Annotated in this window: 29 protein-coding genes and 1 tRNA gene; 14 read left to right on the top strand and 16 right to left on the bottom strand. The window is 70.7% G+C overall.

Translation table 11 applies throughout. The annotated features are described in order from the left end of the window. Positions 1 to 7 precede the first annotated feature (7 nt). The 4 genes from FLX08_RS07450 (at position 8) to FLX08_RS07435 (ending at position 2,867) form a co-directional block, all read left to right on the top strand. A complete protein-coding gene (locus tag FLX08_RS07450) occupies positions 8 to 622 on the top strand; it encodes a TetR/AcrR family transcriptional regulator (protein ID WP_142617467.1) in 615 nt (204 codons plus the stop codon). Between the two features lie 49 nt (positions 623 to 671). Beyond that, on the top strand, positions 672 to 1,601 hold the full coding sequence (locus tag FLX08_RS42895; RefSeq protein ID WP_208761304.1) for a LysR family transcriptional regulator: 930 nt from the start codon (positions 672 to 674) through the stop codon (positions 1,599 to 1,601). A 147-nt stretch (positions 1,602 to 1,748) separates the two neighbouring features. Beyond that, the gene (locus FLX08_RS07440; protein ID WP_142617465.1) at positions 1,749 to 2,462 is read left to right on the top strand and encodes an SDR family NAD(P)-dependent oxidoreductase; all 714 of its coding nucleotides are present in this window, start codon (positions 1,749 to 1,751) and stop codon (positions 2,460 to 2,462) included. A gap of 36 nt (positions 2,463 to 2,498) precedes the next feature. Next, a complete protein-coding gene (locus tag FLX08_RS07435) occupies positions 2,499 to 2,867 on the top strand; it encodes a YybH family protein (protein ID WP_142617464.1) in 369 nt (122 codons plus the stop codon). On the opposite strand, the gene FLX08_RS07430 is transcribed toward FLX08_RS07435, so the two are convergent. After that, positions 2,800 to 3,561, bottom strand: a complete 762-nt coding sequence (locus FLX08_RS07430) for a hypothetical protein (RefSeq protein WP_142617463.1) — start codon at positions 3,559 to 3,561, stop codon at positions 2,800 to 2,802. The genes FLX08_RS07435 and FLX08_RS07430 overlap by 68 nt on opposite strands. Positions 3,562 to 3,571: 10 nt before the next feature. Continuing rightward, on the bottom strand, positions 3,572 to 4,399 hold the full coding sequence (locus tag FLX08_RS07425) for an oxidoreductase (RefSeq protein WP_142617462.1): 828 nt from the start codon (positions 4,397 to 4,399) through the stop codon (positions 3,572 to 3,574). Between the two features lie 100 nt (positions 4,400 to 4,499). On the opposite strand from FLX08_RS07425, the gene FLX08_RS07420 reads away from it, so the two are divergent. Then, positions 4,500 to 5,402 carry a LysR family transcriptional regulator gene (locus FLX08_RS07420; protein ID WP_142617461.1) on the top strand — a complete coding sequence of 301 codons (903 nt, stop codon included), beginning with the start codon at positions 4,500 to 4,502 and terminating at the stop codon, positions 5,400 to 5,402. 4 nt (positions 5,403 to 5,406) lie between these two features. Here the strand turns inward: FLX08_RS07420 and FLX08_RS07415 are convergent, their stop codons facing one another. Continuing rightward, complete coding sequence (locus FLX08_RS07415) at positions 5,407 to 6,060, bottom strand: HAD family hydrolase (protein WP_142617460.1); 654 nt, start codon at positions 6,058 to 6,060, stop codon at positions 5,407 to 5,409. Between the two features lie 180 nt (positions 6,061 to 6,240). Between FLX08_RS07415 and FLX08_RS07410 the strand changes: the two genes are divergently transcribed. Next, a complete protein-coding gene (locus FLX08_RS07410; protein WP_142617459.1) occupies positions 6,241 to 7,032 on the top strand; it encodes a class II aldolase/adducin family protein in 792 nt (263 codons plus the stop codon). Between the two features lie 48 nt (positions 7,033 to 7,080). On the opposite strand, the gene FLX08_RS07400 is transcribed toward FLX08_RS07410, so the two are convergent. From FLX08_RS07400 to FLX08_RS07380, 5 genes are read right to left on the bottom strand one after another with little or no spacing between them, the layout of a single operon-like run. Beyond that, entirely contained in the window at positions 7,081 to 8,493 is a 1,413-nt protein-coding gene (locus FLX08_RS07400; RefSeq protein WP_142617458.1) for a cellulose binding domain-containing protein, read from the bottom strand. Between the two features lie 46 nt (positions 8,494 to 8,539). Beyond that, entirely contained in the window at positions 8,540 to 9,811 is a 1,272-nt protein-coding gene (locus tag FLX08_RS07395; protein ID WP_142617457.1) for a beta-N-acetylhexosaminidase, read from the bottom strand. A gap of 5 nt (positions 9,812 to 9,816) precedes the next feature. Beyond that, complete coding sequence (locus tag FLX08_RS07390) at positions 9,817 to 10,680, bottom strand: carbohydrate ABC transporter permease (RefSeq protein ID WP_142617456.1); 864 nt, start codon at positions 10,678 to 10,680, stop codon at positions 9,817 to 9,819. Then, on the bottom strand, positions 10,677 to 11,624 hold the full coding sequence (locus FLX08_RS07385) for a carbohydrate ABC transporter permease (protein ID WP_142617455.1): 948 nt from the start codon (positions 11,622 to 11,624) through the stop codon (positions 10,677 to 10,679). The genes FLX08_RS07390 and FLX08_RS07385 overlap by 4 nt, the downstream gene beginning before the upstream one ends. A gap of 1 nt (position 11,625) precedes the next feature. After that, positions 11,626 to 12,885, bottom strand: coding sequence for an extracellular solute-binding protein (locus tag FLX08_RS07380; RefSeq protein ID WP_142617454.1), 1,260 nt, complete (start codon positions 12,883 to 12,885; stop codon positions 11,626 to 11,628). Between the two features lie 141 nt (positions 12,886 to 13,026). On the opposite strand from FLX08_RS07380, the gene FLX08_RS07375 reads away from it, so the two are divergent. Together FLX08_RS07375 and FLX08_RS07370 are read left to right on the top strand one after the other, a co-directional pair. Beyond that, entirely contained in the window at positions 13,027 to 13,755 is a 729-nt protein-coding gene (locus FLX08_RS07375) for a GntR family transcriptional regulator (RefSeq protein ID WP_142617453.1), read from the top strand. Between the two features lie 77 nt (positions 13,756 to 13,832). Further along, entirely contained in the window at positions 13,833 to 14,357 is a 525-nt protein-coding gene (locus FLX08_RS07370; RefSeq protein WP_142617452.1) for a DinB family protein, read from the top strand. A gap of 119 nt (positions 14,358 to 14,476) precedes the next feature. Here the strand turns inward: FLX08_RS07370 and FLX08_RS07365 are convergent, their stop codons facing one another. Beyond that, positions 14,477 to 15,847 carry a DUF2786 domain-containing protein gene (locus FLX08_RS07365; protein WP_142617451.1) on the bottom strand — a complete coding sequence of 457 codons (1,371 nt, stop codon included), beginning with the start codon at positions 15,845 to 15,847 and terminating at the stop codon, positions 14,477 to 14,479. A gap of 310 nt (positions 15,848 to 16,157) precedes the next feature. Here FLX08_RS07365 and FLX08_RS07360 point away from each other — a divergent pair, with 310 nt between their 5' ends. After that, a complete protein-coding gene (locus FLX08_RS07360) occupies positions 16,158 to 16,361 on the top strand; it encodes a hypothetical protein (RefSeq protein ID WP_142617450.1) in 204 nt (67 codons plus the stop codon). A gap of 15 nt (positions 16,362 to 16,376) precedes the next feature. On the opposite strand, the gene FLX08_RS07355 is transcribed toward FLX08_RS07360, so the two are convergent. Next, positions 16,377 to 16,958 carry a TetR/AcrR family transcriptional regulator gene (locus tag FLX08_RS07355; RefSeq protein ID WP_244312471.1) on the bottom strand — a complete coding sequence of 194 codons (582 nt, stop codon included), beginning with the start codon at positions 16,956 to 16,958 and terminating at the stop codon, positions 16,377 to 16,379. Positions 16,959 to 17,096: 138 nt separating this feature from the next. Beyond that, on the bottom strand, positions 17,097 to 18,467 hold the full coding sequence (locus FLX08_RS07350; RefSeq protein WP_142617448.1) for a pentapeptide repeat-containing protein: 1,371 nt from the start codon (positions 18,465 to 18,467) through the stop codon (positions 17,097 to 17,099). Between the two features lie 310 nt (positions 18,468 to 18,777). Between FLX08_RS07350 and FLX08_RS07345 the strand changes: the two genes are divergently transcribed. Further along, positions 18,778 to 19,554 (top strand): SDR family oxidoreductase, encoded by a 777-nt coding sequence (locus FLX08_RS07345; protein ID WP_142617447.1) that lies wholly within the window; start codon positions 18,778 to 18,780, stop codon positions 19,552 to 19,554. A gap of 272 nt (positions 19,555 to 19,826) precedes the next feature. Here the strand turns inward: FLX08_RS07345 and FLX08_RS07340 are convergent. After that, positions 19,827 to 19,903 (bottom strand) — tRNA-Lys (locus FLX08_RS07340). 159 nt (positions 19,904 to 20,062) lie between these two features. Here FLX08_RS07340 and FLX08_RS07335 point away from each other — a divergent pair. Further along, positions 20,063 to 20,425: a PRC-barrel domain-containing protein gene (locus tag FLX08_RS07335; protein ID WP_142617446.1), complete on the top strand. Its 363-nt coding sequence runs from the start codon at positions 20,063 to 20,065 to the stop codon at positions 20,423 to 20,425. Positions 20,426 to 20,539: 114 nt separating this feature from the next. Here FLX08_RS07335 and FLX08_RS07330 read toward each other — a convergent pair whose 3' ends face one another. Further along, entirely contained in the window at positions 20,540 to 21,136 is a 597-nt protein-coding gene (locus FLX08_RS07330) for a nucleotidyltransferase family protein (protein WP_142617445.1), read from the bottom strand. A 55-nt stretch (positions 21,137 to 21,191) separates the two neighbouring features. On the opposite strand from FLX08_RS07330, the gene FLX08_RS07325 reads away from it, so the two are divergent. Further along, positions 21,192 to 21,692 carry a DUF1360 domain-containing protein gene (locus tag FLX08_RS07325; RefSeq protein ID WP_142617444.1) on the top strand — a complete coding sequence of 167 codons (501 nt, stop codon included), beginning with the start codon at positions 21,192 to 21,194 and terminating at the stop codon, positions 21,690 to 21,692. Positions 21,693 to 21,710: 18 nt separating this feature from the next. Beyond that, positions 21,711 to 22,202: a DUF6328 family protein gene (locus tag FLX08_RS07320; RefSeq protein WP_142617443.1), complete on the top strand. Its 492-nt coding sequence runs from the start codon at positions 21,711 to 21,713 to the stop codon at positions 22,200 to 22,202. A gap of 57 nt (positions 22,203 to 22,259) precedes the next feature. Here FLX08_RS07320 and FLX08_RS07315 read toward each other — a convergent pair whose 3' ends face one another. Further along, on the bottom strand, positions 22,260 to 22,799 hold the full coding sequence (locus FLX08_RS07315; protein WP_167530304.1) for an LLM class flavin-dependent oxidoreductase: 540 nt from the start codon (positions 22,797 to 22,799) through the stop codon (positions 22,260 to 22,262). 148 nt (positions 22,800 to 22,947) lie between these two features. Here FLX08_RS07315 and FLX08_RS40455 point away from each other — a divergent pair, with 148 nt between their 5' ends. Beyond that, complete coding sequence (locus tag FLX08_RS40455) at positions 22,948 to 23,097, top strand: GPGG-motif small membrane protein (protein WP_167530303.1); 150 nt, start codon at positions 22,948 to 22,950, stop codon at positions 23,095 to 23,097. Between the two features lie 104 nt (positions 23,098 to 23,201). On the opposite strand, the gene FLX08_RS07310 is transcribed toward FLX08_RS40455, so the two are convergent. Both FLX08_RS07310 and FLX08_RS07305 read right to left on the bottom strand, forming a co-directional pair. Continuing rightward, a complete protein-coding gene (locus FLX08_RS07310; RefSeq protein WP_208761303.1) occupies positions 23,202 to 23,930 on the bottom strand; it encodes a metallophosphoesterase family protein in 729 nt (242 codons plus the stop codon). Beyond that, positions 23,927 to 24,172 (bottom strand): BON domain-containing protein, encoded by a 246-nt coding sequence (locus FLX08_RS07305; RefSeq protein WP_142617441.1) that lies wholly within the window; start codon positions 24,170 to 24,172, stop codon positions 23,927 to 23,929. Before FLX08_RS07305 ends, FLX08_RS07310 begins: the two co-directional genes overlap by 4 nt. Positions 24,173 to 24,288: the final 116 nt, after the last annotated feature.

Here is a 24,288-nt window from a genome sequence, read left to right as displayed (position 1 = left end):
TGATGGCATGGGACGGACCAGCGATGCCAAGGAGAAGATTCTCGGCGCCGCCCGGACGCTCATCGAGCTGCGTGGTTACTCCGCCCTGGGCGTGGCGGAGATCTGCAAGGCGGCCGGTGTGCCCAAGGGCAGCTTCTACTACTTCTTCGAGACCAAGGAAGCCCTCGCTCTGGCGGTCATCGACGAGCACTGGGCCGACCAGGAGCGGGACTGGAGGCGGATCCTGTCCGGCGAGGGGGAGCCGCTGGAACGTCTGCGCCGGCTGTTCGAGGCGACCCGGGCCGCCCAGCGTGCCGGGCAACGCGATTGCGGCACCGTCTCGGGCTGCTTGTTCGGCAATCTCACTCTGGAGATGAGCAACCAGACCGAAGCCATCCGCGGCCGGCTGCAGGAGATCTTCGACGCGCAGGTCGACATGATCGAGGCGGTCGTCGTCGAGGCCCAGGCGCGTGGGGATGCCACCGTGGCCGACACCCGGGAGGCCGCGCGGTCGGTGGTGGCCCAGCTGGAGGGGCACGTTCTGTTCGCCAAGCTCTACAACGACACGCAGCGGCTCGGCCCTCTGTGGGCCAACTGCCTGGCGCTGCTCGGCGCCCGCGCCGAGATGGCCCGCGGTCTCTGACCCCCGCCCCTCCGGGCGGCACTGGTAGGCGCTACCTACCATGGCCAGCATGGAGCTGCGCCAGTTGCGGTATTTCGTCGCGGTCGCCGAGGAGCTGAACTTCGGCAACGCGGCCAGGCGCCTGCTCATCGCCGGTCCTTCCCTGTCCCAGCAGATCAAGGCGCTGGAGCGCGACCTGGGCGTGCGCCTGTTCGACCGGGATCGCCGCTCGGTGTCCCTCACCCCTGCGGGTTTCGCCCTGCTGTCCGACGCCCGGGCCCTGCTGGAACGCGCCGACGACCTCCGGCACCGGGCCCGCCGGCTGGCCGGATCGGAACCGGTGCGGCTCGGCTACGTCAACTGGCTGCCCCCGGACCTGACCACGCGTACGGCAGCGGTGGCGCAGGTCCACGTCGACGCCTGGGTCGCGCCCTCGCACACCCAGGCCGCCCGGGTCTCCGAAGGCGGCCTGGACCTCGCGATCTGCTGGCTGCGCACCGGCGATCTGGAGCGGCGCGGCCTGCACGCCCAGCTCATCGGCGCCGACCGCCTCTACGCCGTGGCCACCGGCCGGGACAGCACCGAGATTCCCGCCCGCGACACCGGCATCCTGCTCGACGCCGACACCACCTCCTGGTCGTCCTGGAACGCGTACGCCGAGGAGCTGGCCGGCGAGACCGGGGCCACCGCCGTCCGCATCTCCGACGGCGGCATCACCGGCCCGGGGTTCTTCGACCACGTGCGCCGCGGCCGCCGCCCGATCATCAACTCGCCCAAGGGCCAGACCACCCCGCTGCCGCCGGACCTCGTACGGCGCCCGGTCGTCGCGCCGGAGATCTACTGGACCTGGTCGCTGGTGTGGCGCCGCTCGGAGGTCCGCGCCTCGGTGCTCGCCGTCGTGGAGGCGCTCCGCGCCGACGGCCACTTCGGGGTCGACGGCCCGGACGCCTGGCTGCCCAGGGACGATCCGCACCGCCAGACCAGGCTCGCGGACCTGTAGGAGCCTGCGCCTATCAGCTGGGAGCATTCCGGTTCCGGCCGACGCCCGATGATGCTTTGACTTCGCCTCTCCAGCGGCCTACGTTCACACGTGTAAATAGACGACCGGTTGACTAGTAATCAACCGGCTCCCTCTGGAAGGATCATCATGAGCATTCCGCAGCAGAAGGTCGCCCTCGTCACCGGCGCGTCGCAGGGCATCGGCGCCGCGCTGGTCACGGCCTACCGCAAGCTGGGCTACGCCGTCGTCGCCGTCTCACGCGCCATCGCGCCCTCCGACGACCCCGGCGTCCTCACCGTCCAGGGCGACGTCGCCGACCCCGCCACCGCCGAACGCGCGATCGCCGCGGCCGTCGAGCGGTTCGGCCGGGTGGACACCCTGGTCAACAACGCGGGCATCTTCGTCGCCAAGCCGTTCACCGACTACACCCCCGACGACTACGCCGCTGTGACCAGGGTGAACCTCGACGGCTTCTTCCACATCACCCAGCTCGCCGTCGCGCGCATGCTGACCCAGGGTGGCGGCCACGTCGTCACCATCACCACCAGCCTGGTCGACAACGCCGACTCCCGGGTGCCGTCCGTGCTGGCCTCGCTGACCAAGGGCGGCCTGCAGTCCGCGACCAAATCGCTCGCCATCGAGTACGCCACGCGCGGCATCCGCGTCAACGCCGTCTCACCGGGCTCCATCAAGACCCCCATGCACCCCGAGGAGACCCACGAGGCCCTCGCGGCGCTGCAGCCGGTGGGGCGGATGGGCGAGCCGGGCGACGTCGCGGACGCGGTCGTCTACCTGGAGACCGCCCCCTTCGTGACCGGCGAGATCCTCCACGTCGACGGCGGCATGAGCGCCGGCCACTGATCCGCGATCCCCGGCCTCACCGACAGGAGACGTCTGATGAGCAGCGACGACGACAGGGAAACGATTCTGAGGGACGTCCTCGACCGGTGGAGGGCCGGCGTCGACGCCCACGAGCCGCAGCGGGTCGCGGCCCTGTTCACGGAGGACGCGATCTTCCAGGGGCTGCGCCCCTACACCGTAGGGAGGCCGGGGATCGCCGCCTACTACGACTCCCAGCCGCCCGGGCTGACGGCCGCGTACCGCGTCCTGGAGACCGCGGCCCCCGCCGACGGCCTCGTCCTCGGCTATCTGGCCGTCGTCTTCTCCTTCACCGACCGTCCCACCCTGCACGTCTATCTCAGCGTGCTGGTGAAGCGGACGGAGGAGGGCTGGCGCATCGGCCACTACCAGGTCTCCCGCCTGTGAGCCCCGAGACGGGGTGATCGCCGGCCCGCCACGCCGCGCGCAGCGCCTCGATCTCGGCCGGGGAGCTCTCGCGGGCGATGAACGGGATGTCCAACAGGTGGCGCGTCGCGGCGGCGGACAGGCGCTCGCGCACTACGGCGGAGTCGTCGAGCACCTGGCGGTAGAGCGACGCCCCGTCCATGCAGAACACGTCGACGAGCACGATCCTCCCGTCCACCGCCCGGCGGACGTTGCCGCTGTTGAGGTCGATCCCGTCCCACCACGGCATCCGTACCCGCCATTCCTCGTCCACGGCGTGGGCGGTGGTCCGCACGGCGTCGAACGCCTCGTCGCCCGTCCCCTCGCGCCACCGCCGGGCGACCGCCGCCGCCTCGGCCTCCTCGGCGGGGGCCAGGAACTCCAGGACCGTGAGCGAGCCGCCGCCGTCGAGCGCCTCGGTGAGCGACACCTGCGGCAGGTACGGGTTGCCGGGGCAGCGGCGGCACAACTCCAGGAATGCCGGGTATGCAGGGTCGAAGGGGCATATCCGCACCGCGAGCAGGCCCCGCGGCGAACGCAGCCCGACGGCCCAGTCGCCCACCCCGCACGGCGTCCAGCCGAGCCTGACGATCTCGGCCAGCGCATCCCGGTGGTCCACCGTTTCCCATGCCCGGCCGAGCAGCGGCACGAGATCGATGTCGTGATCAGCCGTCACCCGGGCAACTCTAGAGGTTCGTCGCGCGGCTGAGCTTCTCCCAGCGGTCCAGGTCTGCGCGGAGCGACTCGTGGTGGGCGCGGATGGCGTCCACCGCGTCGTCGCCCAGGGCGAGCCGCAGCGGAGGGTCGGCGTGGTCGACGACCTGGAGGATCGCCTGCGCCGCCTTGGCCGGGTCTCCCGGCTGGGTGCCGTCCATCCCGTCCACGAACGCCCGGGTCGCGCCCGCCGACATCTCGTAGGCGTCGATGGGCTGCGAGCGGTGCATGCGCCGGCCGCCGAACTCGGTGCGGAACTTGCCCGGCTCCACGATCAGCACCCGTACGCCGAAGGGCGCGACCTCGGCGGCGAGCGCCTCCGACAGTCCCTCCAGGGCGAACTTGGCGGCGCAGTAGGCGCCGAACCCCGGCATGCTGAGCTGCCCGCCCATCGAGCTCATCTGCACGATCGTCCCGCTCCCCTGCCGGCGCAGATGCGGCAGGACGGCCTTGGTCACGGCCACCGCCCCGAAGAACATGACCTCCATCAGCGCACGCAGGTCGGTCATGTCGATTTCTTCGACGGCCCCCACCGACCCGTGGCCGGCGTTGTTCACCACGACGTCGATCCGGCCGAAGGCCGACAGGGTCTCGGCCACGGCGAGATCGATCGACGCGGTGTCGGTGACGTCCAGCCGCGCCGCGCGCACGCGACCGCCGCCCGCTTCCACCAGGTCCGCCAGCGTCTCGGGCCGTCGCGCGGTCGCCATCACCCGGTCTCCCGCCGCAAGCGCGGCCTCGGCAATCGCCCGGCCGAAGCCCGCCGAGCATCCGGTGATCAACCACACCCGTCCGGTCATGATCCCCACTCCTCGTTCTCGTGATCAGTGCGACCACTCTTGCCGGAGCGAGCCCCGCGCGGCCAACACACGTTCCCTGCGGGGGTTACAGTCAGAGCCTGTGACCCCCGAGCTGCGTCATCTGCGGTATTTCGTCGCCGTGGCCGAGCATCTGAGCTTCACCGTCGCCGCGCGGGAGCTGCACATCGCCCAGCAGTCGCTGTCGCAGCAGATCGCGGCGCTCGAACACGCCCTCGGCGGGCGGCTGTTCGACCGCGACACCCGGGGCACGCGCCTGACCGAGGTCGGCCGTATGTTCCTGCCCGAGGCGCGGGCCGTTCTCACGCACGCGGGCGCGGCCCTGGAGACCGCCCGCAGGGCGGTGCGCGGCGAGATCGGCAGGCTGCGGGTGGCATTCCTCATCTCGACCGCGAACTACATGATGCCGCCGGTCGTCCGCGCGTTCCGCGAACGCTATCCGGACGTCGAACTGCTCGCCGAGGCCGTCGCGATCGCCGGCCTCGTGGCGGGCCTGCGCGAGGACCGGTATGACGCCGCGTTCACCCGGCCGCCGCTGGTCGACGACCTGGTGACCGCGCCGCTGGTCACCGAGCCCGTCTGCGCGGTCCTGCCGGAGGGCCACCCGCTCGCCGGGCGGGCCGAGCTGCGGCTCGCCGATCTGGCCGGGGAGCCGTGGGTGCTCACGCCGCGCGGCTCATGGGAGCCGTGGCATCGCAAGTATGACGAGGACTTCCGCGCGGCGGGCTTCGAGCCGCGGGTGGTGCAGCGGGCCGAGGGCGTGCCGAGCCTGCTCGGCCTGGTCGCCGCCGGTGTCGGCGTCACGCGGCTCGCCCGGTCGGCGCACAGCCTCCGGCGCTCGGGGGTCGTCTTCGTGCCGCTCGCCGGCGAACAGGCGGTGACCGTCATGGCCTGGCACCCCGCCCGCGACCGGCAGGCCGTACGGAACCTGCTCGGCGTGGCGGCGGACCTGGCCGCCTCGGTCGACCTCACCGAGGCCGGGTGAGCGATCAGTCGCCGTTGTGCTTGCGGATCAGGGCGGGCAGCTCGGCCAGCGAGTCGAGGTGGAACAGGCACGCCCGTTCCACCGGCTCGTCGCGGAGGATGTGGCCCCAGGGCCCCCGCCGTACGAGGGCGGTGCGCAGCCCGGCCTTCTGGGCGGGCCGGATGTCGTTGTCGAGGCGGTCGCCCACGTAGAGGACGGAATCCGCCGGGCAGCCTGCCTCCGTCACCACGCGGTCGAAGAAGGACGCGTCCGGCTTCTCCACCCCCCAGCCGTCGGAGGTGCCGATCACGTCCACGGGCAGGCCGAGGGCGCGCAGGATGGTCTCGGCGCGGGCGGTCTGGTTGCCGGCGAGGCCGACGCGCAGCCCCATCTCCCGTAACTCGGCCATGCAGGGGCGGGCGTCGGGATAGAGGTTCTCCTCGCCGAACGTCTCGGCCTGGCCTTCGGCGGCCCGGCGCTCGCGCTCGGTGTGGAGGTCGAATCCGGGCCGGAAATGCCGGAAGGTCTCCCGGTAGTCGCCGCCGCGTGCGATCACGGCGCCGAACACGGCGGAGAAGGTGTGCCGCGGAACGCCCAGCCAGTCGGCCCAGGTGCCGTATTCGCGGGTCTCGTCCACCAGGGTCTCTCCGACGTCGAAGAAGACCGCCTCCAACCGCATCGGTACCTCCTGTCGCTCGCGTTGCATGCACCTTACGCGGATTCGGTCCGCCTCCACTGCCCGGTTCGGCAGGACCGAAGTCCTCGGAGGCACCGAAGAAGATTCGGTTCCGGCATGGACAGGAGACGGCGGCGGCGGACACGCTGGACGGGTGAAGCCTCACCAGCCCTGGGAGTCGCGATGAGCCTGTCCGACCTGCAGCCCGTGCCCGCCGACCAGCTCGCCTTCCGGATGCCGCCGGCGTTCGAGACCGTGGAGGAGGAGCGGCGGCACCGCAAGGAGCGGCTCGCGGCGGCGCTGCGCCTGTTCGGGAGGTTCGGCTTCGAGGAGGGCGTGGCCGGCCACATCACGGCCCGCGACCCGGAGCACACCGACCACTTCTGGGTGAACCCGTTCGGCATGTCGTTCAAGCAGATCAAGGTCGGCGACCTGATCCTGGTCAACCACGAGGGCCAGGTGGTGGAGGGCCGCTATCACGTCAACAAGGCGGCGTTCGCCATTCACTCGATGGTCCACCAGGCCAGGCCCGACGTGGTCGCGGCCGCCCACTCCCACTCCGTGTACGGCAAGGCCCTGTCGGCGCTGGGCACGCTGCTCGAACCGCTGACGCAGGACGCGTGCGCGTTCTACGAGGACCACGCCCTGTTCGACGACTACACCGGGGTGGTCGTGGAGACCGAGGAGGGCCGCCGCATCGCGCAGGCCCTGGGCTCGCACAAGGCGGTGATCCTGCGCAACCACGGGCTGCTGACCGTGGGCGACAGCGTGGAGGCGGCGGCCTGGTGGTTCATCACCATGGAACGCAGCTGCCAGGCGCAGCTCGCTGCCAAGGCCGCCGGGCCGACCGTGCCCATCACACATGAGAACGCCAAGCTCACCCACGGCCAGATCGGCAACGACCTCGTCGGCTGGATCAACTTCCAGCCCCTGCTCGACCAGATCCTCGCCTCCGACCCCGACCTGCTCGGCTGAAGGACCCGGGCCCGGGCCCCGGCCGCCGCCGGGACCCGGGCCAGGGTTTTATGGCATCGGCACGGTGTCCTGCCACGTGGTGCCGGCGCTCCGGAAGGCGTTCACCCTGGAGGTGACGTCGGCCGGGGCCACGACCTCGTTCTTGCTGAAGTAGAACCAGTCGACCTGCTGGGTGTAGACGCGCGGAGTGGCGCTGCCCAGCAGCCCGCCGCCGATGAACCAGAGGTTGAAGTTCACCGACTGCGGGGTCTCGGGGTAGTAGTCGCCGCCGTGCTCGGCGAACAGCGTGCCGTCGATGTAGTAGCGGACCGTGCCGCCGGAGACCTGCAGCACGAGGTCGTGCCAGCCGGCGTAGCTCGCCGTGCGCTCGGTGTGCGTGTTGACCGCGAGCCAGGGCTCGTTGCGGTAGGTCTCCCAGGTGGTCGTGTACATGATCGGGCCCTGCGCGCCCCAGCCGCCGTTCGGCAGATACTCGAAGTCCTGCTCGCTGTAGTCCGGGTCGAGGTCGTACGCCAGGGGCGTGATGGTGAAGAACGTCTCGACGATGTTGTCGCCGTCAGGTCCGCTGTCGGGGGCGTCGGCGAACTTCACCCGCGCGGCGTACGTGCCTTCGAAGAACTTGCGCTGGTGCAGGAACTCTGCCTGCGAGGTGCCCCCGGCGGTGCCGTCGGTGGCCGCCCGCAGTTGCAGGGCCCGGTTGCTGCCGGTGACGACGGGGAAGCCCACGTTGGACGCCGGCCAGCTCGCCCCGGGGACGCCGGGGCCGCCGCTGTTGGTCCGCACGGTCCAGTTGTGCGCGGTGATCTGCGGATCGGACGAGGAGGAGTAGGCGAAGTCGTCGAAGACGACCCCGCTGCCGCCGCCCGGCCCGCCCGGCGACGGCGATGTGGAGGGCGAGGCGGAGGGCGACGGGGACGGCGAGGGGTCGGTGACGCCAGCGGGCGGGGTGCCCCAGACCAGCGTGCCGCCCTGGTAGACCGCGACCTTGTCCCAGTCGCCGTACGTGGTGCGCGCGGGGCCGAAGGAGTAGTCGTCGCTCTGCCGGATCGTCTGCCAGTCGGCCCGGTAGAAGCGCAGCTGCATGTCGCCGGTCGAGGCGCCGGCCGCCAGGCTGCCGGAGGTGAAGCCGACCTCAAGGTAGCGGTCGGCCGTGCCCGAGATCGTCTGGAAGGCGCCGGTGACGGTCGAGCAGGAGACGACCGCCCACGAGCAGGCGAAACGGTACTGCTGGGCGGCCGAGTCGGCGGTGAAGTAGTAGCGGATCTTCACGGTGTTCAGCGGCACCGCCGTGGTCCCGCTGTTGACCAGGTCGAACCACGGCTCCACCTGGTCGGCGGTGGCGCCGGTGGCGCTGGTCTTGTAGCGCAGGCGCAGCGACTGGGCCGCCTCGGCGGGCAGAGCCACGACCGGCGCGGCCAGCAGGACGGCCGCGAGACCGGCCCATAAGAGCTTTCGTGACACCGCAGTCTTCCTTTCGTGGGGGGTGGGGTGCGTGGGGGGTGGGGAGTCAGGGGATGACCGGCCCCGGCCGGACGCCCAAGGACTCCAGGTGGGGGGTGAGCCTGTGCAGAAAATCGCGGTAGTCCCCCGCCGTGCCCCACGCCACCTCGGCGAAGGCGCACAGCCGGGGGAAGGCCATCGCCTCGACGTGCTCGGGCGTGGGCATGTATTCGGTCCAGAGCTGGCACTGCACGCCGAGGATCCGGCCGGTGGCGCCCTCCGGGGCCGCGGGCGGCGCGTAGCCGTAGACGTCGGCGAGGGAGAGCATGTGCCCGTGCGGGCCGGGGGCGTCGGCGGGATAGTCGAAGTAGGTGCTGGTGTGCGGGGCCAGCACGACGTCGAACCCTTCGAGCGCCGCCCGCGGGCCGCTCTCGTGGTCGAGCCAGGTCATGGCGGTCACGTCGTGAGCCCATCCGGGGCCGTCGTACCAGTGGATCGGGCGCCGGCCGCGGGAGGCCACGTGGGCGCCGACGGTGGCGGTGAACCACGCCCGCGCCGCGTCGGGGCCCGGCAGCCCGAGCTCGGCGATCCGCCGCAGCGCCGCCTCGCTGCGCTCCCACTCGTCCGGCGGGCACTCGTCGCCGCCGAGGTGGACGTACTCGCCGGGGAACAGGTCCATGACCTCGTCGAGCACGTCGCGGCAGAAGTCGATGGCGGCGTCCTCCAGGTTGAACACGTGGGGGCTGATCCCCCACGAGTCCCGCACCGGCAGGCGGCGCGACGGCTGGTTGCCGAGCCAGGGATAGGCGGCGATGGCCGCCTGGGCGTGCCCCGGCATCTCGATCTCGGGCACGATCGTGACGAACCGGTCGGCGGCGTACGACACGATCTCGCGGATGTCCTCCTGGGTGTAGTGCTCCCCGCTGATCTCGGTGAGCCGGGGATAGCGCTTGATCTGCAGCCGCCAGCCCTGGTCGTCGGTGAGGTGCAGGTGCAGCCGGTTGAGCCGGTGCACCGCGAGCAGGTCGATCAGCCGCAGCACGAAGTCCTTCGGCATGAAGTGCCGGGCGACGTCGAGCATCACCCCGCGCCAGGAGTGCGCGGGCCGGTCGGCGATCCGGCACAGCGGCGCCTCGGGGCCGAGCGCCGCCAGCGTGCGCAGGCCGTAGAAGCGGCCGGCCGGCCCCCCGGCGGCGAGTTCCGCGCCGTCGGGGGTGACGTCGATCCGATATCCCTCCGCCCCGAGCCGGGGATCGTCGGGCGCGTGCCGTACGAGGCCGTCGTGGAGCGTGACGGTTCCCCCGAGCACGGCCACCTCGCGGGGCCGCGGAATCATCATCTGAGTCATCCCTTCACCGCGCCCGCGATCATCCCGGCGGACACGCGGCGCTGGAGCACGAGGAAGACGAGCAGGACGGGAAGCATGAACAGCGTGGCGGCGGCCATGGTGGCGCCCCAGTCGATGCCGAAGACGTTGCCGAACCCGGACAGCCAGATCGGCAGCGTACGGTCGCCCTGGTCCTTGATCATGAGGGCGTTGGCGAAGGCGAACTCGTTCCAGGCGGTGATGAAGCCGAACAGCGACGTGGACATCAGGCCCGGCGCGAGCAGCGGCAGCACCACCCGGCGGAACGCCTCGGCCCGGCCGCACCCGTCCATCAGCGCGGCCTCCTCCAGTTCGCGCGGGACCCCCGCGATGAAGCCGCGCAGCGTCACGATCGTGAACGGCAGCGTCGTGACGAAGTAGACGAGCGTCAGCGTCGGCAGCCGGTCGAGCATGTCCGCGTCGCGGGCGATGATGTAGACCGGCACGAGCAGCGCCGACCAGGGGGCGGTCTGGGCGACGAAGACCATCAGGAGGAACCCGCGCCGGCCCGACCAGCGCAGCCGGGCCACGGCGAACGCGGACGGCAGCGCCACGGCCAGCGCGAGCAGCACCGCGCTGACGGTGACCGCCAGGCTGTTGCGCCAGAACGTCCAGAACCCCGCGGCGCCCACGGCCGTGGCGAAGTGGTCGAGGGTCGGCCGGGCGGGCCAGAACGCCGGGGTCTCGGTGAGGATGTCCACGGTCGGCTTGAACGCGGTGATCACCATCCAGTAGACGGGGAACACCGACACCGCCAGCACGCCCAGGGCCGCGCCGTTCAGCATGACCCTGTTGAGCATGCCCCTGTTGAGCATGCCCCTGTTGAGTGCAGCCCGGTTCATGCGTTCTCCTCCCGGAACATGCGGCGCAGGTGGACGACCAGCACCGCGAGCAGCATCAGCACGGTGAGCGTGGAGACGGCCGACCCCAGGTCATACCGGTGCAGCGACTGCGCGATCTGGAACGCGTAGACGGGCAGCGTGGCCGTGGCTCCTCCGGGGCCGCCCTTGCTGATCGCCCAGATCTGCGCGAAGCAGGTGAAGACCCAGATCACCTCCAGCGACGTGATCAGGCCGAACAGCGGGCGCAGGATCGGGAACGTGACCCGGCCGAAGACCTGCCACGACCCGGCCCCGTCGATCCTGGCCGCCTCGTACAGCTCGCCGGGGATCGTCGTGAGCCCCGCATAGAGGGTGAGCGCCGCGAACGGCACCGACTGCCAGACGACCAGCGCGACCAGGATCGCGAACGTCGCACCGCCGTGGGCGAACCACGTGTAGTCGCGGAAGGAGTCGAAGCCCAGGCCGGCCAGCAGCCAGTTGACGACCCCCAGGCGCGACTGGAAGAGCCACTGGAAGATCGTGGCCGCGGCGAGCACCGGAGTGGCCCAGGTGAGCACCATCCCACTCATGACCGCCAGCCGCATCCGCCGCCCGAGGCGCGGCAGCATCAGCGCGACGGCCGTGGAGATCACCATGATGAGCACGACGTTGGCGGCGGTCCACAGGAACGTGCGCCGCACGACCCCCCAGAACTCCGGCCCGCCGAGGGCCTCGGCATAGTTGGCGAGCCCGGCGAAGTCCGCTCCGCCCCTGATCAGCTCGCCCAGCCGGAAGTGCTGGAAGGAGATCACGACGCTGCGGGCCAGCGGATAGACGAGCAGGCACGCGAAGCCGGCCAGGGCCGGGGCCACCAGCAGGTAGGGCCAGAACGCCCCCTTCCTGCGGGTTCCCGCCCCGATCAGGGGAGCGGGACGGGCCGCCGTACGGGCGAGGGTGCGCGCCATGTCACGACGCGGTGTTGAGGATCGTGGTGATCACCTCGGAGGCCGCCTTCGCCTCGGTGGCCGCGTCGCCTCCGGTGAGCACCTTGGTCATGTACTCCTTGATGACGTTCTTCGCCTCCACCGCCGCCCAGTTGGGCGAGTTGGGCGTGGCGTGCCCGACCGCGGCCCCCGCCGCCATCGCCGCCGTGGCCTCGTCGCCACTCAGCACCCCCGCGTACGAGGTGCGGTTGGGCACGTAGCTCATCTCCTTGGCCATGTCGAGCTGGAACCTCTCCCCGGCCAGGGCCTTGACCACCTCGTACGCCTCGTCCGGGTGGGCGGACGCCTCGGGGATGATCAGGTCGGACCCTCCGGTGAAGACGGCGCCGGGCTTGTCCGCCGTCTTGCCGGGGATCGGGAAGAAACCGAGCCTGCCCTTGAGGTCCGGGTTGGCCTTCTCGATCGCGACCGCCCCGCCGGGAGCGGAGATGATCTGCGCGACGTCGCCCTTGCCGAACACGTCGGCCTGCGGCGGCTTGGCCTCGTCGGAGTCCCTGGGTCCCTTGCCGAGCCCCTGGAGGCGCTGGTAGAACGCCATCCCGGCGAGCGCCTGCGGCGTGTCGAGCACGCCCTTCCAGCCGGCGCCCTCCTTGACGGCGAGGTCGCCGCCCTCGTCCCAGACGAATCCGGCGAGGGTGTACCAGTTCTGGCCGGGCAGATAGATGCCCTGCACGCCGCCCTTGTTCAGCTTGGTCGTGACGTCGATCCACTCGTCGCGGGTCTTCGGCGGGGTCGTGACGCCGGCCTTGGCGAACAGGTCCTTGTTGTAGATGACCACGCGGTTGGCGGCGTACCAGGGGATGCCGTACTGCCTGCCGTCGATCTTTCCCGGCTCGGCCAGGCCGGGCAGCCAGACGGCGCCGCCCAGGTCGGTGATCTTGGCGGTGAGGTCCTTGACCCCGCCGCTCGCGGCGTACTCGGCGACCTGGGTGTTGCCGACCTCGATGACGTCGGGGGCGTCCTTGCTGGCGAGCGCGCTGGTGACCTTCTGCCCGATGCCGTCCCACTCCTGGATCTGGACGTTCAGGGCGATCCCGGGATGCGACCGCTGGAAGTCGTCCGTGAACCGCTTCACGATCGCGTCCGACAGGCTGTCGCGCATGAACCACACGGTCAGCGTGGTCGTGCCGGTCTCTCCGGATGTCCCGGGCTCGGACGCCGAACCGCATCCGGCGAGCGCGAGGCTGAACGCGGCCGCCGTGGCGAGGAGGCGGTACCTCATCGGTCCTCCCACTGGTCAGTTATTGGTAAACCGTTGAGAGGAGAGTGGTCTTAACCATTCGGGCTGTCAAGGGGCGAAAATTCGGGATATTCGCAGGCATCGCGCTGGGAGGAGTGGTCAACTACTGGTAAGGTCTGGGACGTGCAGAGACTTCCAGCGGGCCTCAAACGCGACCGGGTCAGAGACGTCCTGCTCGACCTGATCTCCGACAAGGAGCCCGGCACCGCCATCCCCTCCGAACGCGACCTGTCGCGCGAGCTCGGCGTCTCCCGCCCGACCCTCCGCGCGGCGATCGACGGGCTCGTACGGCAGGGCATGCTCGTGCGGGAGCACGGGCGGGGGACGTTCACCGGCCGCAGGAAGGTCACCCAGCCCCTCGCGGCCGGCGACGACTCCTTCCACGCCCCCGCCGCCGAGGGGAACTGGCTCAGCCGCATCCTCGAGTTCGACTCGGCCCCGGCCACCGCCCGGCTCGCGCACCGCCTGCAGGTCTCCCCCGCCGACCCGGTCCTGCGCGTCGTACGGCTCCGCCTCGTGGACGACGAGCCGATGGCCATCGAGCGCATCCACCTGCCGCACCGCCTGGTCGAGTCCCTGCGGCCCGACGACATGGTGTCCGGGTCGTTCTACCGGTTCCTGCGCACGAGGTTCGGCATCGACGTCCGCCGCGCCACCCAGAGCATCGAGCCGACCGTCACCGACGAGACCGAGGCCGAACTGCTCGGCGTCCCCCAGCACGCCCCCGCCCTGCTCATCGAACGCACGGCCCGCGAGGCCGGCGGCCGGGTCGTGGAGTTCACCCGGTCCATCTACCGCGGCGACCGCTACCGCATCACCTCGGAGCTGCACTTCGACGACACCTCCGGCTGAGGCGGCGATGCGGGTTCGCTGAGAGCGTGGGCAGGGGCTCTTGCCGGGAGATCCGCGCGCTCCGTACGGTCCGGGGCATGGCCACTCTTCCTTCGACCGAGCCGGCGCAGGCCGTGGTGCGGGCCGCCACGGGAGACGAGCGGCAGGTGCTGGAGGCCTTTCTCGACCTCCACCGCGCGATGGTCGTCCGCAAGGCCCAGGGGCTGTCCGAGCAGGACGTGCGCCGCCGTCATGTGCCGTCGGCGACGACGCTGGCCGGGCTGATCAGGCACCTGACCGTGGTGGAGCGGAACTGGTTCGGGCGGGTGCTGGCGCAGGACCCGTCCATGGCGCCTCCCTCACAGGAGGACGCCGACAGAAGCTTCGCGGTCGGCGACGACGACACCGTCGAGTCCCTGATCGCGGCCTACGAGCAGGCGTGCGCGGAATCGCGGCGCATCGCCGCCCGGTTCCCGCTCGATCACGAGGTGCCGCACGAGCAGATCCCCGCGCTCTCGCTGCGCTGGATCTACGTCCACATGATCGAGGAGACCGCGCGGCACGCCGGGCACGCGGACATCCTCAGGGAGCTCACCGACGGCGCCACCGGATCCGTCGTCTGACCCCGCGCCCCTGCGCCTCCTTCACTGCGTCTCCTTCACTGCGTCTCCTTCACTGCGTCTCCTTCATCGGGCCTGCCCCGCTGCGCCCGCCCCACTGCGCCCGCCCCACTGCGCCCGCTTCACTGAGCCCGGCCTCCCTCCGCGAGCTTCCGGCGTACGTCGAGGACGGCACGGTCGGCGGCGGCCCGGCCGGAGATCCAGCCCTCCCGGTTGCTGACCGCGCCCGCGCCGACCAGGGTCAGCGTCGGGAAGAGCTCCTCGACCCTCGCCTCGACGGCCTGTTCCCTGGCCGCCAGCACCGGCAGCAGGTCGCGCCCGGCATCGGCGGCGGCCTCCCGCACCGCCTCTCCCGTCGCCTCCCGCAGCCGCTCGCCGATCCGCTGCGCGTACGCCGCGAGGAACGACTGCCGGAACGACCGCGTGCGGGAACGGCCCAAGCCGTCCCGGCGGGATCCGGCCAGCCGCATGGCGGTCGTCGCCTGCACCAGCAGCGAGGTGAACAGCACCTCCACCGCGGCCAGGTCCGCGGGGAACCCCAGCACGGTGGCGAACCCGAAATGCCGGCTCCACACCGAGCGGCAGTGGTTGGCCGAGGCGATGACGTCCAGCAGCATCGCCTTCGGGCCCTCGTAGGGCGCGTCGACACCCAGCCGCCGCCCCTCCGGGCCCCCGGCTCCTCCCGGGCCGGGCGTCTGTGACGCGAGCAGCGCGGCGTCGATGCTGTGCCGGGCCATCAGCGCCTGCGCCGCCGCGGTGAACGTCTCGGCCTCCGCCTCGAACTCGGTCGACTCGGCCTTGGCCAGCAGGGCCCGCACCCGGGCGAGCGTCCGTTCGTCGACGGCGCCGCCCCGGGCCCCAGGCGTACGGCGGGCCGTTCCCGGCAGGGGGCACAGCCGCTCCAGCGGCGGCAGCGTGGCCAGGAGATGGATCACCCGGAGCGCGCAGGCGACCATCGCGGTCCTGTCGCCGTCGTCACGGAGATACTCCTCGTCGCGGCCCCACCACACCGTCGCGCCCATGGCGTCGAGCTGGTCGAGCCAGCGGTCGTCCACGGTCGCGGCGGCATAGGCGCGCATCTCGGCCGCGACGGCGTCGGTCACGAGACGGACGTGCCGGGTCTCCAGCCGCCGGCTCGCCAGCCGGACGAGGTCGGCGGGCTGCCAGCCACCCTGCCAGGCGAACGTCACATGCCGGTTCAGTGCGTCGAGCAGGGCCCGGTCCACGGCCTCACGCAGCCCCTGACCCTGCGCGAGGATCTTCACGCATCGCCGGAACTCGAGCTCGTCGTGGCGGCGTCGCGCCTCCAGCGCCGCGGACAGCAGCCCGGCCACCACCTCCTCGGCCGCCTGGCCGGGAGAGCCCGACGACCAGGGGAAGCTCCAGACGGCCCCGCCCGGCGGCCCGAGGCTCCACCGCCGCCGCGCGCCCTCCCGCTCCGCGCCGCTACCGCTACCCGTGCCGCTACCCCTGCTGCTACCCCTGCCGCTCATCCGCTCGCCCTCCCCCGATCGGCTCGTGCGAGCGATTCTGTCAGCCCCCGCCGCCCGTGCCGTGACGTTATCCACAGGCGCGCGGGAGCGATCGGCACGCTCGCGCGGGAGGAACGGATACAGGACGGTGACGTGCGCGGGCATGCCTCACGCCGGGCGGTCACGCGTACGATCCGATCCCACTGCGCCGCGTGACATACCGCTCTGGGCATTTACACGGAAGATTCAGCCAGATAAACCTTAGATTTCCAGATACAAAGTGATCTGGGCCACATGGTGCCGTGCCCGATCCTGCGAGGAGTGGTGCCCGATGCTGTTCTCGCTGGCGAAACGAATGATCTTCGCCTTCGGACGGGGGTTCGTACGGCTCGGACGCTACTGGGTCGCCCAGTTCGGCCTCCCCTACGCGCTGACCTGGGGTCCCGACGCGCCCGCTCCGGCACCGGAACTGGACGAGGAGACCGAGCACTGGGACTGGTCGATCCCCTACCACTGGTACGAGATCTCCCGCTGACGCCCGCGGCGCAGCTCAGCCCGGCCGGATCACCGAACGGGCCAGCCGGGCGGCGACCGCGTCGTCCAGGGGCGCGTGGCCGATCAGCAGGCGATACCACATCAGGCCGAAGAGCTGATCGACCAGCAGGTCCAGATCGCTGTCCGCGGGCAGCTCGCCCTGCCGGAGCCCGCGGGCGAGCAGGGACCGCAGTTCGTCCCTGCGCCCGGCGGTGAACTGGCGCAGTCCCTCGGCCGCCACCGGGTCGCGCTGCGCCTCGGCCATGATGCCGCGCAGCAGCCCGCTCACCTTCACGGCGGTGCGGAAGGTTGCCGCCAGGAAGGTCTCCAGATCGTCGGCGAAGACACCGGTGTCGAGGCCGGGCGTCAGTTGCCGGGCCCGCTCCGCCATCGCCTCCAGCAGCACCGCACCCTTGGAGGGCCACCACCGATAGATGGTGTGCTTGCTCACCCCGGCGGCCTGGGCGATGACGTCGATCGAGACCGCCGAGTAGTCGTTGTCGGCCAGCAGGTCGGCCGCGCGATCGAGGATGGCCTGCCGGACGGCCGGATTGCGTCGCCGTCCGGTATGCGGACGAGGCTGCGGCTCTGCGGACACGCGGCCGAGCATAACAGTTGACGGAACGAACGGTTTCGGCATCCCCCGGTCAGAAAGCGGCCCCAGCCGGCGACCCGAGCGTCACAGGAGGAGGAAACCCCTGAAGTGCGCCCGTACGGCCGGACCGCAGTTCTCGCTTCATTCGCCGGGACGCTCTTCTACGCCGTCCTGCCCCTCCGCCCGGATGGACGGCGCGCCATCGGTGTCTTCGCCGTTCTCCTCGCTCGCGCCGCTCTTCTGACGGACCAGGCCGGTGCTGCCGTCCGGGCGGGTCACCGCATGCCAGCCTGGCGGCCACACATGATCCGGATGGTCGGCGATCTGCGTCCATTCGGCCCTGTTCATTCGAGATCCAGCGAATTCGGTGACAGTCGCCCCGTCGAACACGAGGTCACCGGAGAAGGTCGCCCCATCGAAGCGGGCGAACTCGGTGAAGGCCGCCTCCTCGAACTCGGCGTCGCCCGCGAAGGTCACCTCGGGGAACAGGGCGTTGTCGGTGAAGGTCGCGTCGCTGAACTGGGCGTTCCCGGAGAAGGTCACCCCGTGGAAGACGGCGTCCAGGGCGAAGGTCGCCCCCTCGAAATCAGCCTCCCCGGCGAAGGTCGCCCTGCCGAACCAGCCGTAGCCGGCGAAGGCGGCGTAGGAGAACGAGGCGTCCCCGGCGAAGATCGCCCCGTCGAAGTTGGCCTCTCCGGCGAAGACCGCCCCATGAAACGTGGTGTCCCCGCTGAATGTCGCCCCCGCGCATTGCGCCTCGCTGAGATGGGCCTTGGTGAGGTCGAGGTCGATGAGGATGGCGCCGGTCAGATCAATGCGCATGCCGGGCCAGTGGCGGGGTGGGGAGGGGAGGCTTGCGCGCTGGTCGGGACGGCGTGGGTCGCGCAGGTGTTCGGCCAGGATGGTCTGGGCCGTGAGGCGGACCTGCCGTTCCCCCTCTGCGGGATCGAGGTCCGCGGGCGCGGCCGCCTGCCAGGGGCCCGGCGTCGATGGGGCCCACGGCCGGGGGCGGGGAGGCCGGGGCGGGGCGTAGGGCATGCGCAGGTAGGCGCAGATGACGTCGACGATGGTCTGCCGGTGGCCGGGGTTGCCCTGGGCCAGGCGCTCCAGGGCGTACAGACCGGCCAGGCGGACGGCGGCCTTGTCATGGCCGAGCTGCTCGGCGGCTTTGGTGTACAGCTCGGTGACCCGGCGCTCGGTGGCGTCGTAGGTGGTGTGGGCAGTGATGATCTCCTGGTGGCGCTGACGGCGGAACGACAGCGCCAGAGTGATGGCGGCGCCGACGCCGGCACCGGCGGCCAGCGCGGTGCGCAGGGCCTCCCCGCGTGCGCCGCCCGCCTGTCCTGGCGGGGCCGCAGGCAGGCCGGTCAGCAACCACCACATGGCAGCAGCCACCGTGCCGCCGACCAGCAGCACCGCCGGCAGGATCCACCATGCTGCGGCACGGGGAGTCCGCGGGAACTCGGGCGGCGGGGTGAGCTCGGCCGGACGACGGCGGGACAACCAAGGCATGCGGTCATTCCAACCGGTCGGCGACAGGTCGCGCCAGGTGTTCATGAGCCTGCCTCTTTTGGAGGTCCCTGGGCCGCCGGCCGACGATGACCCCCGAGCAGATCCGTCACGTCCGCGACCCGCTCACCCAGCCGGAGGACGCCGTGCCCTCGCCTGGACCGGCACAAGCCGGGCACATGCCGGGCACACGCCGGCAGAAGCCTGGCAAGAAGCCGACAGGCCTCAGGGCGGCGCCAACACTTGACGAAACTATTAGTTTCGACAACGCTTTTACCGAAACCGATGGTTCCGACAAGATTGAGGCAACGTCATGGACCTGAACCTGCGCGGCAAGCGGGCGCTCATCACCGGAGCGTCCCGGGGCATCGGCGCGGCCATCGCCGAGGTGCTCGCCGAAGAAGGCTGCGACCTCGACCTCGCCGCACGCAACGAGCCCGAACTGGAGAAGCTCGCCGCCCGCCTGCGCGCCGAGCACGGTGTGGCGGCCACCGTGCATCTCGTGGATCTGCGCCGTGGCGACGAGCTCGACCGGTTCGCCGCCGAAGTGCCGGTGCCGGACATCCTGGTCAACAACGCCGGCGACATCCCCGGCGGGCCGCTGGCCGCGGTGGACGAGGAAATGTGGCGGCACGGCTGGGAACTGAAGGTCTTCGGCTACATCAACCTCACCCGGCACCTGTACGCCAGGATGAAGGCCGCGGGCCACGGCGTGATCATCAACAACATCGGTGCCTCAGGCGAGGGCGCCGACGCCAACTACATCGCGGGCAGCACCGGCAACGCCGCGCTGATGACGTTCACCCGGGCCTTGGGCGGCCGCAGCCTGGCCGACGGCATTCGCGTCGTCGGCGTCAACCCCGGCCCCGTCGCCACCGAGCGCATCCTGACCCTCATGAGGGCCCAGGCCCGCGCCCGTTTCGGCGACGAGTCCCGCTATCCCGAGCTGACCGCGATGTTCCCGCTGGGCCGCGCCGCGAGCCCGCGCGAGATCGCCGACCTCGTCGCCTTCCTGGCCTCGGACCGGTCCGCGTACACCACGGGCGCGGTGTTCACCGTGGACGGCGGCGTGTCGGCGGCGGGCCTGTGACATGGACGTCGTCCTCTTCGTCGCCGCCGCGTTCACCGCATGGGCCCGCTTCGGCCCCTACACAGCGTGACCGGACTCTGGGCGCGGCGTCCCCACTCGGCTCGGGCGGCACGCGTCCACGCGTCACCGGCCACCCAGAAAGACCGCCTGGAACGGCCGCCCGGGAAAGGCCGTCCCGGAAAGGCCGGCCGGGAACGGCTGCGCCTAAAAGACGAAACCTGCGGTCCCGTAGGCGTCGCCGCCGGGAAACCGCAGGTCACGAAGGAAGAATGTGGTGCGCCGCCAGGGACTCGAACCCCGGACCCGCTGATTAAGAGTCAGCTGCTCTAACCAACTGAGCTAGCGGCGCCCGCACCACAAGAGTAGCGGCATCCGGAGGTGTTCCGCGCCATCTGCGACCCCGCGCCGGGAAAACGGCGCGGCCAGATCATGTCCTGCCGTTACGTGTCCGGGATGTTCCCCTTCTCCCGTTCGGGTACGTGGAGTGACGACGAAGGGAGTGACCACCATGACACCGGATCTCTGGTCGTATTCCGACGCCGTGTCGACCACAGGACAGCAGATGGACATCGCCGGATACGACGTGCAGGCCGTGGACGGGAAGATCGGCTCCGTGGACGAGGCCACCTATGAGGTGGGCCAGAGCTACATCGTCGTCGACACGGGCCCGTGGATCTTCGGCAAGAAGGTCATGCTTCCCGCGAGTGTGGTGACGAGGATCGACTTCCAGGACCGCAAGGTATTCGTCAACCGGACGAAACAGGAGATCAAGAACGCTCCGGAGTTCCACGAGGCGGCGATGAGCGACCCGGGCTACCGGGACCGTGTCGGGGAGTACTACGGACGTTTCCCCCGCACTCCGTCCATGTGAGCGACCAGTCCATGTGATCCGCATATGAAAGGGGCCGCGCCGGCACGGCGCGGCCCCTCTCCAGGTCGGCGAACCACACCGCATGGACCGGTGCGGCGGACCGGAGCGCGGCCTTCAGGGCCAGGTGCCGTCCGGCCGCGGTGTCGTAGGGGCGATGATGCGCAGCCGTTCCAGGAGCGTGACGAACGTCGAGGCGTACGGCGACGGTGCCACGACCGAGGCGACCCGGTCCCAGTCCACCTGCTCCCGCATGGCGCGGACCATGGGCAGCAGCGAACCGTAGTTGCAGGCGTGCTCCGACAGCGGCAGTATCCAGGAGATCACAAGGTCGGTGGCTTCGAGAACGGGCAGGCTCAACGCGGCCGTGTTGATCGGCTCGGCTCTTGCGATCATGGCCTCCGTCACGGGCCTGTCGGCCAGCGAGAAGATCAGGTCGACGAGGACGCCTTCCTCGTCGAACGCCTTGACCAGCCAGTCCTCCGGTGGTTTCGCGGTTCGGAAACCCAGGCTCTCCAGGGTTTTCAGCGCGAGCGGGACGTCTTCCTCGACCAGGGCGAAGTCGACGTCATGCAGTGATGGTGCGGCGCCCCTCGCATAGCCGGCGCAGCCTCCGGCCAGCGCGAACCGCACCCCGGCCTCCTTGAGGCCGGCCCCGGCGCGCTTGAGCGTCTCAAGGATCGCGTCGGTGACTTCGTGACTGTGACTACCCACTTACGTCGCTTGCCCAGCCATGTTCGCCGCAAACAATCCAGGGTAGAGCGCGCTCATGACCGAGACCCTCCAGGAGATCAAGCGCGAGTACGAGGGGGAGGACAACCGTCCCCTGGCCTCGTACACACGGGTTCTCGCGGTGTACGGCGGGGCCGTCACGGCGCTGCTCGCCGCGGCGAAGCTGACGGGCCGCAGGCCCCCCGAGAACATCAAGGTGATGGACCTCATGCTGATGGGGCTGTTCACGCACCGGCTCTCGCGCACGCTCGCGAAGGACCCGGTCACCAGCCCCATCCGCGCTCCCTTCACCCGCTATGAGGGCCTTTCGGGCCCGGCGGAGCTCAAGGAGAAGGTCCGCGGCCACGGGTTGCAGCACGCCGTGGGCGAGCTGCTGACCTGCCCGTTCTGTCTGTCCCAGTGGGTGGCGACCGGATACGCGGCGGGCACGGTGTTCTTCCCCCGGGTGACCCGGCTGGCCGGGGCCACCATGGCGGCCGTGGCGATCTCCGACTGGCTCCAGCTCGCGTACGCGCGCCTGATGAAGGCCGCGAAGTGAGCGAGGCGAGGGCAAGACGTGAGTGAGGTGCTCGAACCCCTGGAGAACGCCGGCGAGAGCCGCAAGGAGCGCGTCGACCGCGAGCTCGGCGAGCTGCTGCAGGGCCTGCGGGTGGCCGCGACGGGCGTGCAGGTGCTGTTCGCGTTCCTGCTGACGCTGCCGTTCTCCTCCGGCTTCGGGAAGATCGACACGACCGGGAACTGGCTGTTCTACCTGGCGGTCGTCAGCGCGGCGGTCGCGTCGATCTGCACGATCGCCCCGGCGACCCAGCACCGGATCCTCTTCCGGTCGGGGCTCAAGGAGTTGCTGCTGCGCCGGGCCAACCGGCTGGGCGTGGCCGGCGGTGTGGCCCTGGCCGTGTCCATGACCTGCTCCACCGCCCTGGTGCTGGACGCGCTGACCAGCCCCGGGCCCGCCGCGCTGATCGGCGCGGGCGTGGCGCTGCTGTGCGCGTGGCTGTGGTTCGTCCAGCCGCTCCTGTCGCTGCGCCTGGTCAAGACCGACGATTAGAAGACGACAAGAGCGCGACCACAGCACCCACGACCACAGTGCCTATGAGCACAGTGCCTATGAGCACAGTGCCCGCGGCCGCGCCCCGTGACGAGCCCGAGAGCTGCTCGAAGTGCCGCGGCAGCGGCAGGAGCTGGGCGGCCTCGCCCGGGATCCCGCGGCCGCGCCCCGTGACGAGCCCGAGAGCTGCTCGAAGTGCCGCGGCAGCGGCAGGAGCTGGGCGGCCTCGCCCGGGATCCCCTGGTTGGACCAGAGCATGTGGACGGTCTTGCGCGCCTCGGCCTCGTCATACACCCGGCGCACCTTCGGCCCGGCCGCGCACGGCTTGCCCTCGTCGCCCGCCCTGTGGAACGCCTCGACCATGTCGGCGGCGGGCGCGGTGTGGATGCAGCCGTCGCCGAGCCGTCCCGCGAGCTCGACCGGCTTGGGCCCGAAGCCCGAGACGTAGATCGGCGGAGGCCGGTCGGGCAGCGAGTAGAGCCGGGCCCTGTCCACCTCGTAGAACTCGCCGTAGAACTCGCCGTAGAACTCGCCGCGGTACGTCACCGGCTCGCCCGTCCACAGCTCCCTGACGACGTCGACGGCCCCCTCCAGCACGCGCTGCCAAATAGCCGAAAGTCGTCATGCATCACCGGATGCCCCGATATTGTCAAGCAGACGTAACAATGGGTGCTTCAGCGGCAAATTCAATCGGCGCCAGGGCTCGATGATGTTACGAGACCCTTTGCAGGGGCAGTGGAGGGCCATGGCTACTCTGCTTTGGATCATCGCCGTGGTACTGGTCATCGCCGGGATCTACGTCATCCTGGCCCGTCGGGACATCCTCTGGGGGATCGTCCTCATCGTCCTCGGATTCCTGGTCGGCCCCGGGGGCGTCAGCATCTTCAATCCCTAACCGCAACCTCACCCACCAGCCGCAACCTCACCCACGCTACTCGCGGACACCGAGACGGCGATCGGCCGAAGGGCCGGTCGCCGTCTCGGAATCGGAACAGCGAATCAGCAATCGTCGCCTTCCAGGCAGTAAACGGTGTAGGCGTGCTTGATTACCGGAAGGGCGACATTACGCACCCGGATACCGCCGGGAGTGACGCCTTTTTCCGTGCCCGCGTGCGCATGACCGTGAATGATAAGGTCGGCGCCCTCGGCGTCGGCCGCCTCCGCCAGCATGTAGCTGCCGAGGAACGGATAGATTTCCGGCGGCTCGCCCATCAGCGTGTCCTTGACCGGTGAGTAGTGGCTGAGCACGATCCTGTGGTCGGCGTCCAGGCCCTTGAGCGCCCGCCGCCACCGCTCGGCGATCTCCTTCGTGTGCCGGACGAACGCCTTGGTCTCCGGCTCGCCGAACTCGCTCGCGCACTTCCCGGCGAACCCGCCGCCGAAACCCTTGCCTCCGGCGACCCCGAGCCGTACGCCGTCGATGGAGAGGACGGTGCTCTCGTCGTCGAGGACGACGATGCCGGCGTCACGGAGGAGAGCGATGATCTCCTGGTTGCAGTCGGAGTGGTAGTCGTGGTTGCCGAGCACGGCGACGACCGGGATGGGCAGGCCGCTCAGCTCCTCGGCGACCACCCGGCCCTCGGCGATCGTGCCGTGCCTGGTCAGATCGCCTCCCACCAGCAGCACGTCCGCGCGACGTTCGATGCCCTCGATCTTCTTGCGATAGTGGCCGCGCAGATCCTCGCCCAGATGGATGTCGGCGACGGCGGCGATCCGCAGCTCCCTCACAGGTGCTCCTCCTCTCCCGCCTCCTGCACCTCCACCAAGGTGATCTCGTTGTGCACCCGCAGGCCCGGAGCCGCCTCCCGGGCGACGTTCTCGATCTGGCGCCGCCGCTCGTCACAGGAGACCTGTCCGCGCAGGTAGATCTCTTCTCCTCGTACATCCACCCGGATGCCCAGCTCGGCGGTCCGATCGTCCTCCGCGAGCGCCCGCTGCACGCGGGCCGCGACATAGTGCGGCGTCTCCATATCTTCCCCTCATGTCCCCCTCGGTTCCGTACGGCTAGCGCTGCCCGGCCCTTCCCGGGCGAAACCAAGTGGTTTGACGGGCGCGAGGGTGGATAGGGGTGTTGATATTGGTGCCT

This window comes from Microbispora hainanensis (assembly GCF_006874475.1).
Taxonomy (GTDB): Bacteria; Actinomycetota; Actinomycetes; order Streptosporangiales; family Streptosporangiaceae; genus Microbispora; species Microbispora hainanensis.
The sequence above is the reverse complement of the archived record's forward strand: the minus strand, read 5'-3'. Positions and strand labels throughout refer to the sequence as shown.

Bases quoted from the DNA above. Each gene is read 5' to 3' on its own strand.
- FLX08_RS07350 (WP_142617448.1), bottom strand. From the start codon at position 18,467: ATGCCTTGGTTGTCCCGCCGTCGTCCGGCCGAGCTCACCCCGCCGCCC.
- FLX08_RS07345 (WP_142617447.1), top strand. From the start codon at position 18,778: ATGGACCTGAACCTGCGCGGCAAGCGGGCGCTCATCACCGGAGCGTCC.
- FLX08_RS07365 (WP_142617451.1), bottom strand. From the start codon at position 15,847: ATGAGCGGCAGGGGTAGCAGCAGGGGTAGCGGCACGGGTAGCGGTAGC.
- FLX08_RS07425 (WP_142617462.1), bottom strand. From the start codon at position 4,399: ATGACCGGACGGGTGTGGTTGATCACCGGATGCTCGGCGGGCTTCGGC.
- FLX08_RS07335 (WP_142617446.1), top strand. From the start codon at position 20,063: ATGACACCGGATCTCTGGTCGTATTCCGACGCCGTGTCGACCACAGGA.
- FLX08_RS07370 (WP_142617452.1), top strand. From the start codon at position 13,833: ATGGCCACTCTTCCTTCGACCGAGCCGGCGCAGGCCGTGGTGCGGGCC.
- FLX08_RS07450 (WP_142617467.1), top strand. From the start codon at position 8: ATGGGACGGACCAGCGATGCCAAGGAGAAGATTCTCGGCGCCGCCCGG.
- FLX08_RS07410 (WP_142617459.1), top strand. From the start codon at position 6,241: ATGAGCCTGTCCGACCTGCAGCCCGTGCCCGCCGACCAGCTCGCCTTC.
- FLX08_RS07385 (WP_142617455.1), bottom strand. From the start codon at position 11,624: ATGGCGCGCACCCTCGCCCGTACGGCGGCCCGTCCCGCTCCCCTGATC.
- FLX08_RS42895 (WP_208761304.1), top strand. From the start codon at position 672: ATGGAGCTGCGCCAGTTGCGGTATTTCGTCGCGGTCGCCGAGGAGCTG.
- FLX08_RS07435 (WP_142617464.1), top strand. From the start codon at position 2,499: ATGAGCAGCGACGACGACAGGGAAACGATTCTGAGGGACGTCCTCGAC.
- FLX08_RS07380 (WP_142617454.1), bottom strand. From the start codon at position 12,885: ATGAGGTACCGCCTCCTCGCCACGGCGGCCGCGTTCAGCCTCGCGCTC.
- FLX08_RS07440 (WP_142617465.1), top strand. From the start codon at position 1,749: ATGAGCATTCCGCAGCAGAAGGTCGCCCTCGTCACCGGCGCGTCGCAG.
- FLX08_RS07395 (WP_142617457.1), bottom strand. From the start codon at position 9,811: ATGATGATTCCGCGGCCCCGCGAGGTGGCCGTGCTCGGGGGAACCGTC.
- FLX08_RS07325 (WP_142617444.1), top strand. From the start codon at position 21,192: ATGACCGAGACCCTCCAGGAGATCAAGCGCGAGTACGAGGGGGAGGAC.
- FLX08_RS07305 (WP_142617441.1), bottom strand. From the start codon at position 24,172: ATGGAGACGCCGCACTATGTCGCGGCCCGCGTGCAGCGGGCGCTCGCG.
- FLX08_RS07415 (WP_142617460.1), bottom strand. From the start codon at position 6,060: ATGCGGTTGGAGGCGGTCTTCTTCGACGTCGGAGAGACCCTGGTGGAC.
- FLX08_RS07360 (WP_142617450.1), top strand. From the start codon at position 16,158: ATGCTGTTCTCGCTGGCGAAACGAATGATCTTCGCCTTCGGACGGGGG.
- FLX08_RS07390 (WP_142617456.1), bottom strand. From the start codon at position 10,680: ATGAACCGGGCTGCACTCAACAGGGGCATGCTCAACAGGGGCATGCTC.
- FLX08_RS40455 (WP_167530303.1), top strand. From the start codon at position 22,948: ATGGCTACTCTGCTTTGGATCATCGCCGTGGTACTGGTCATCGCCGGG.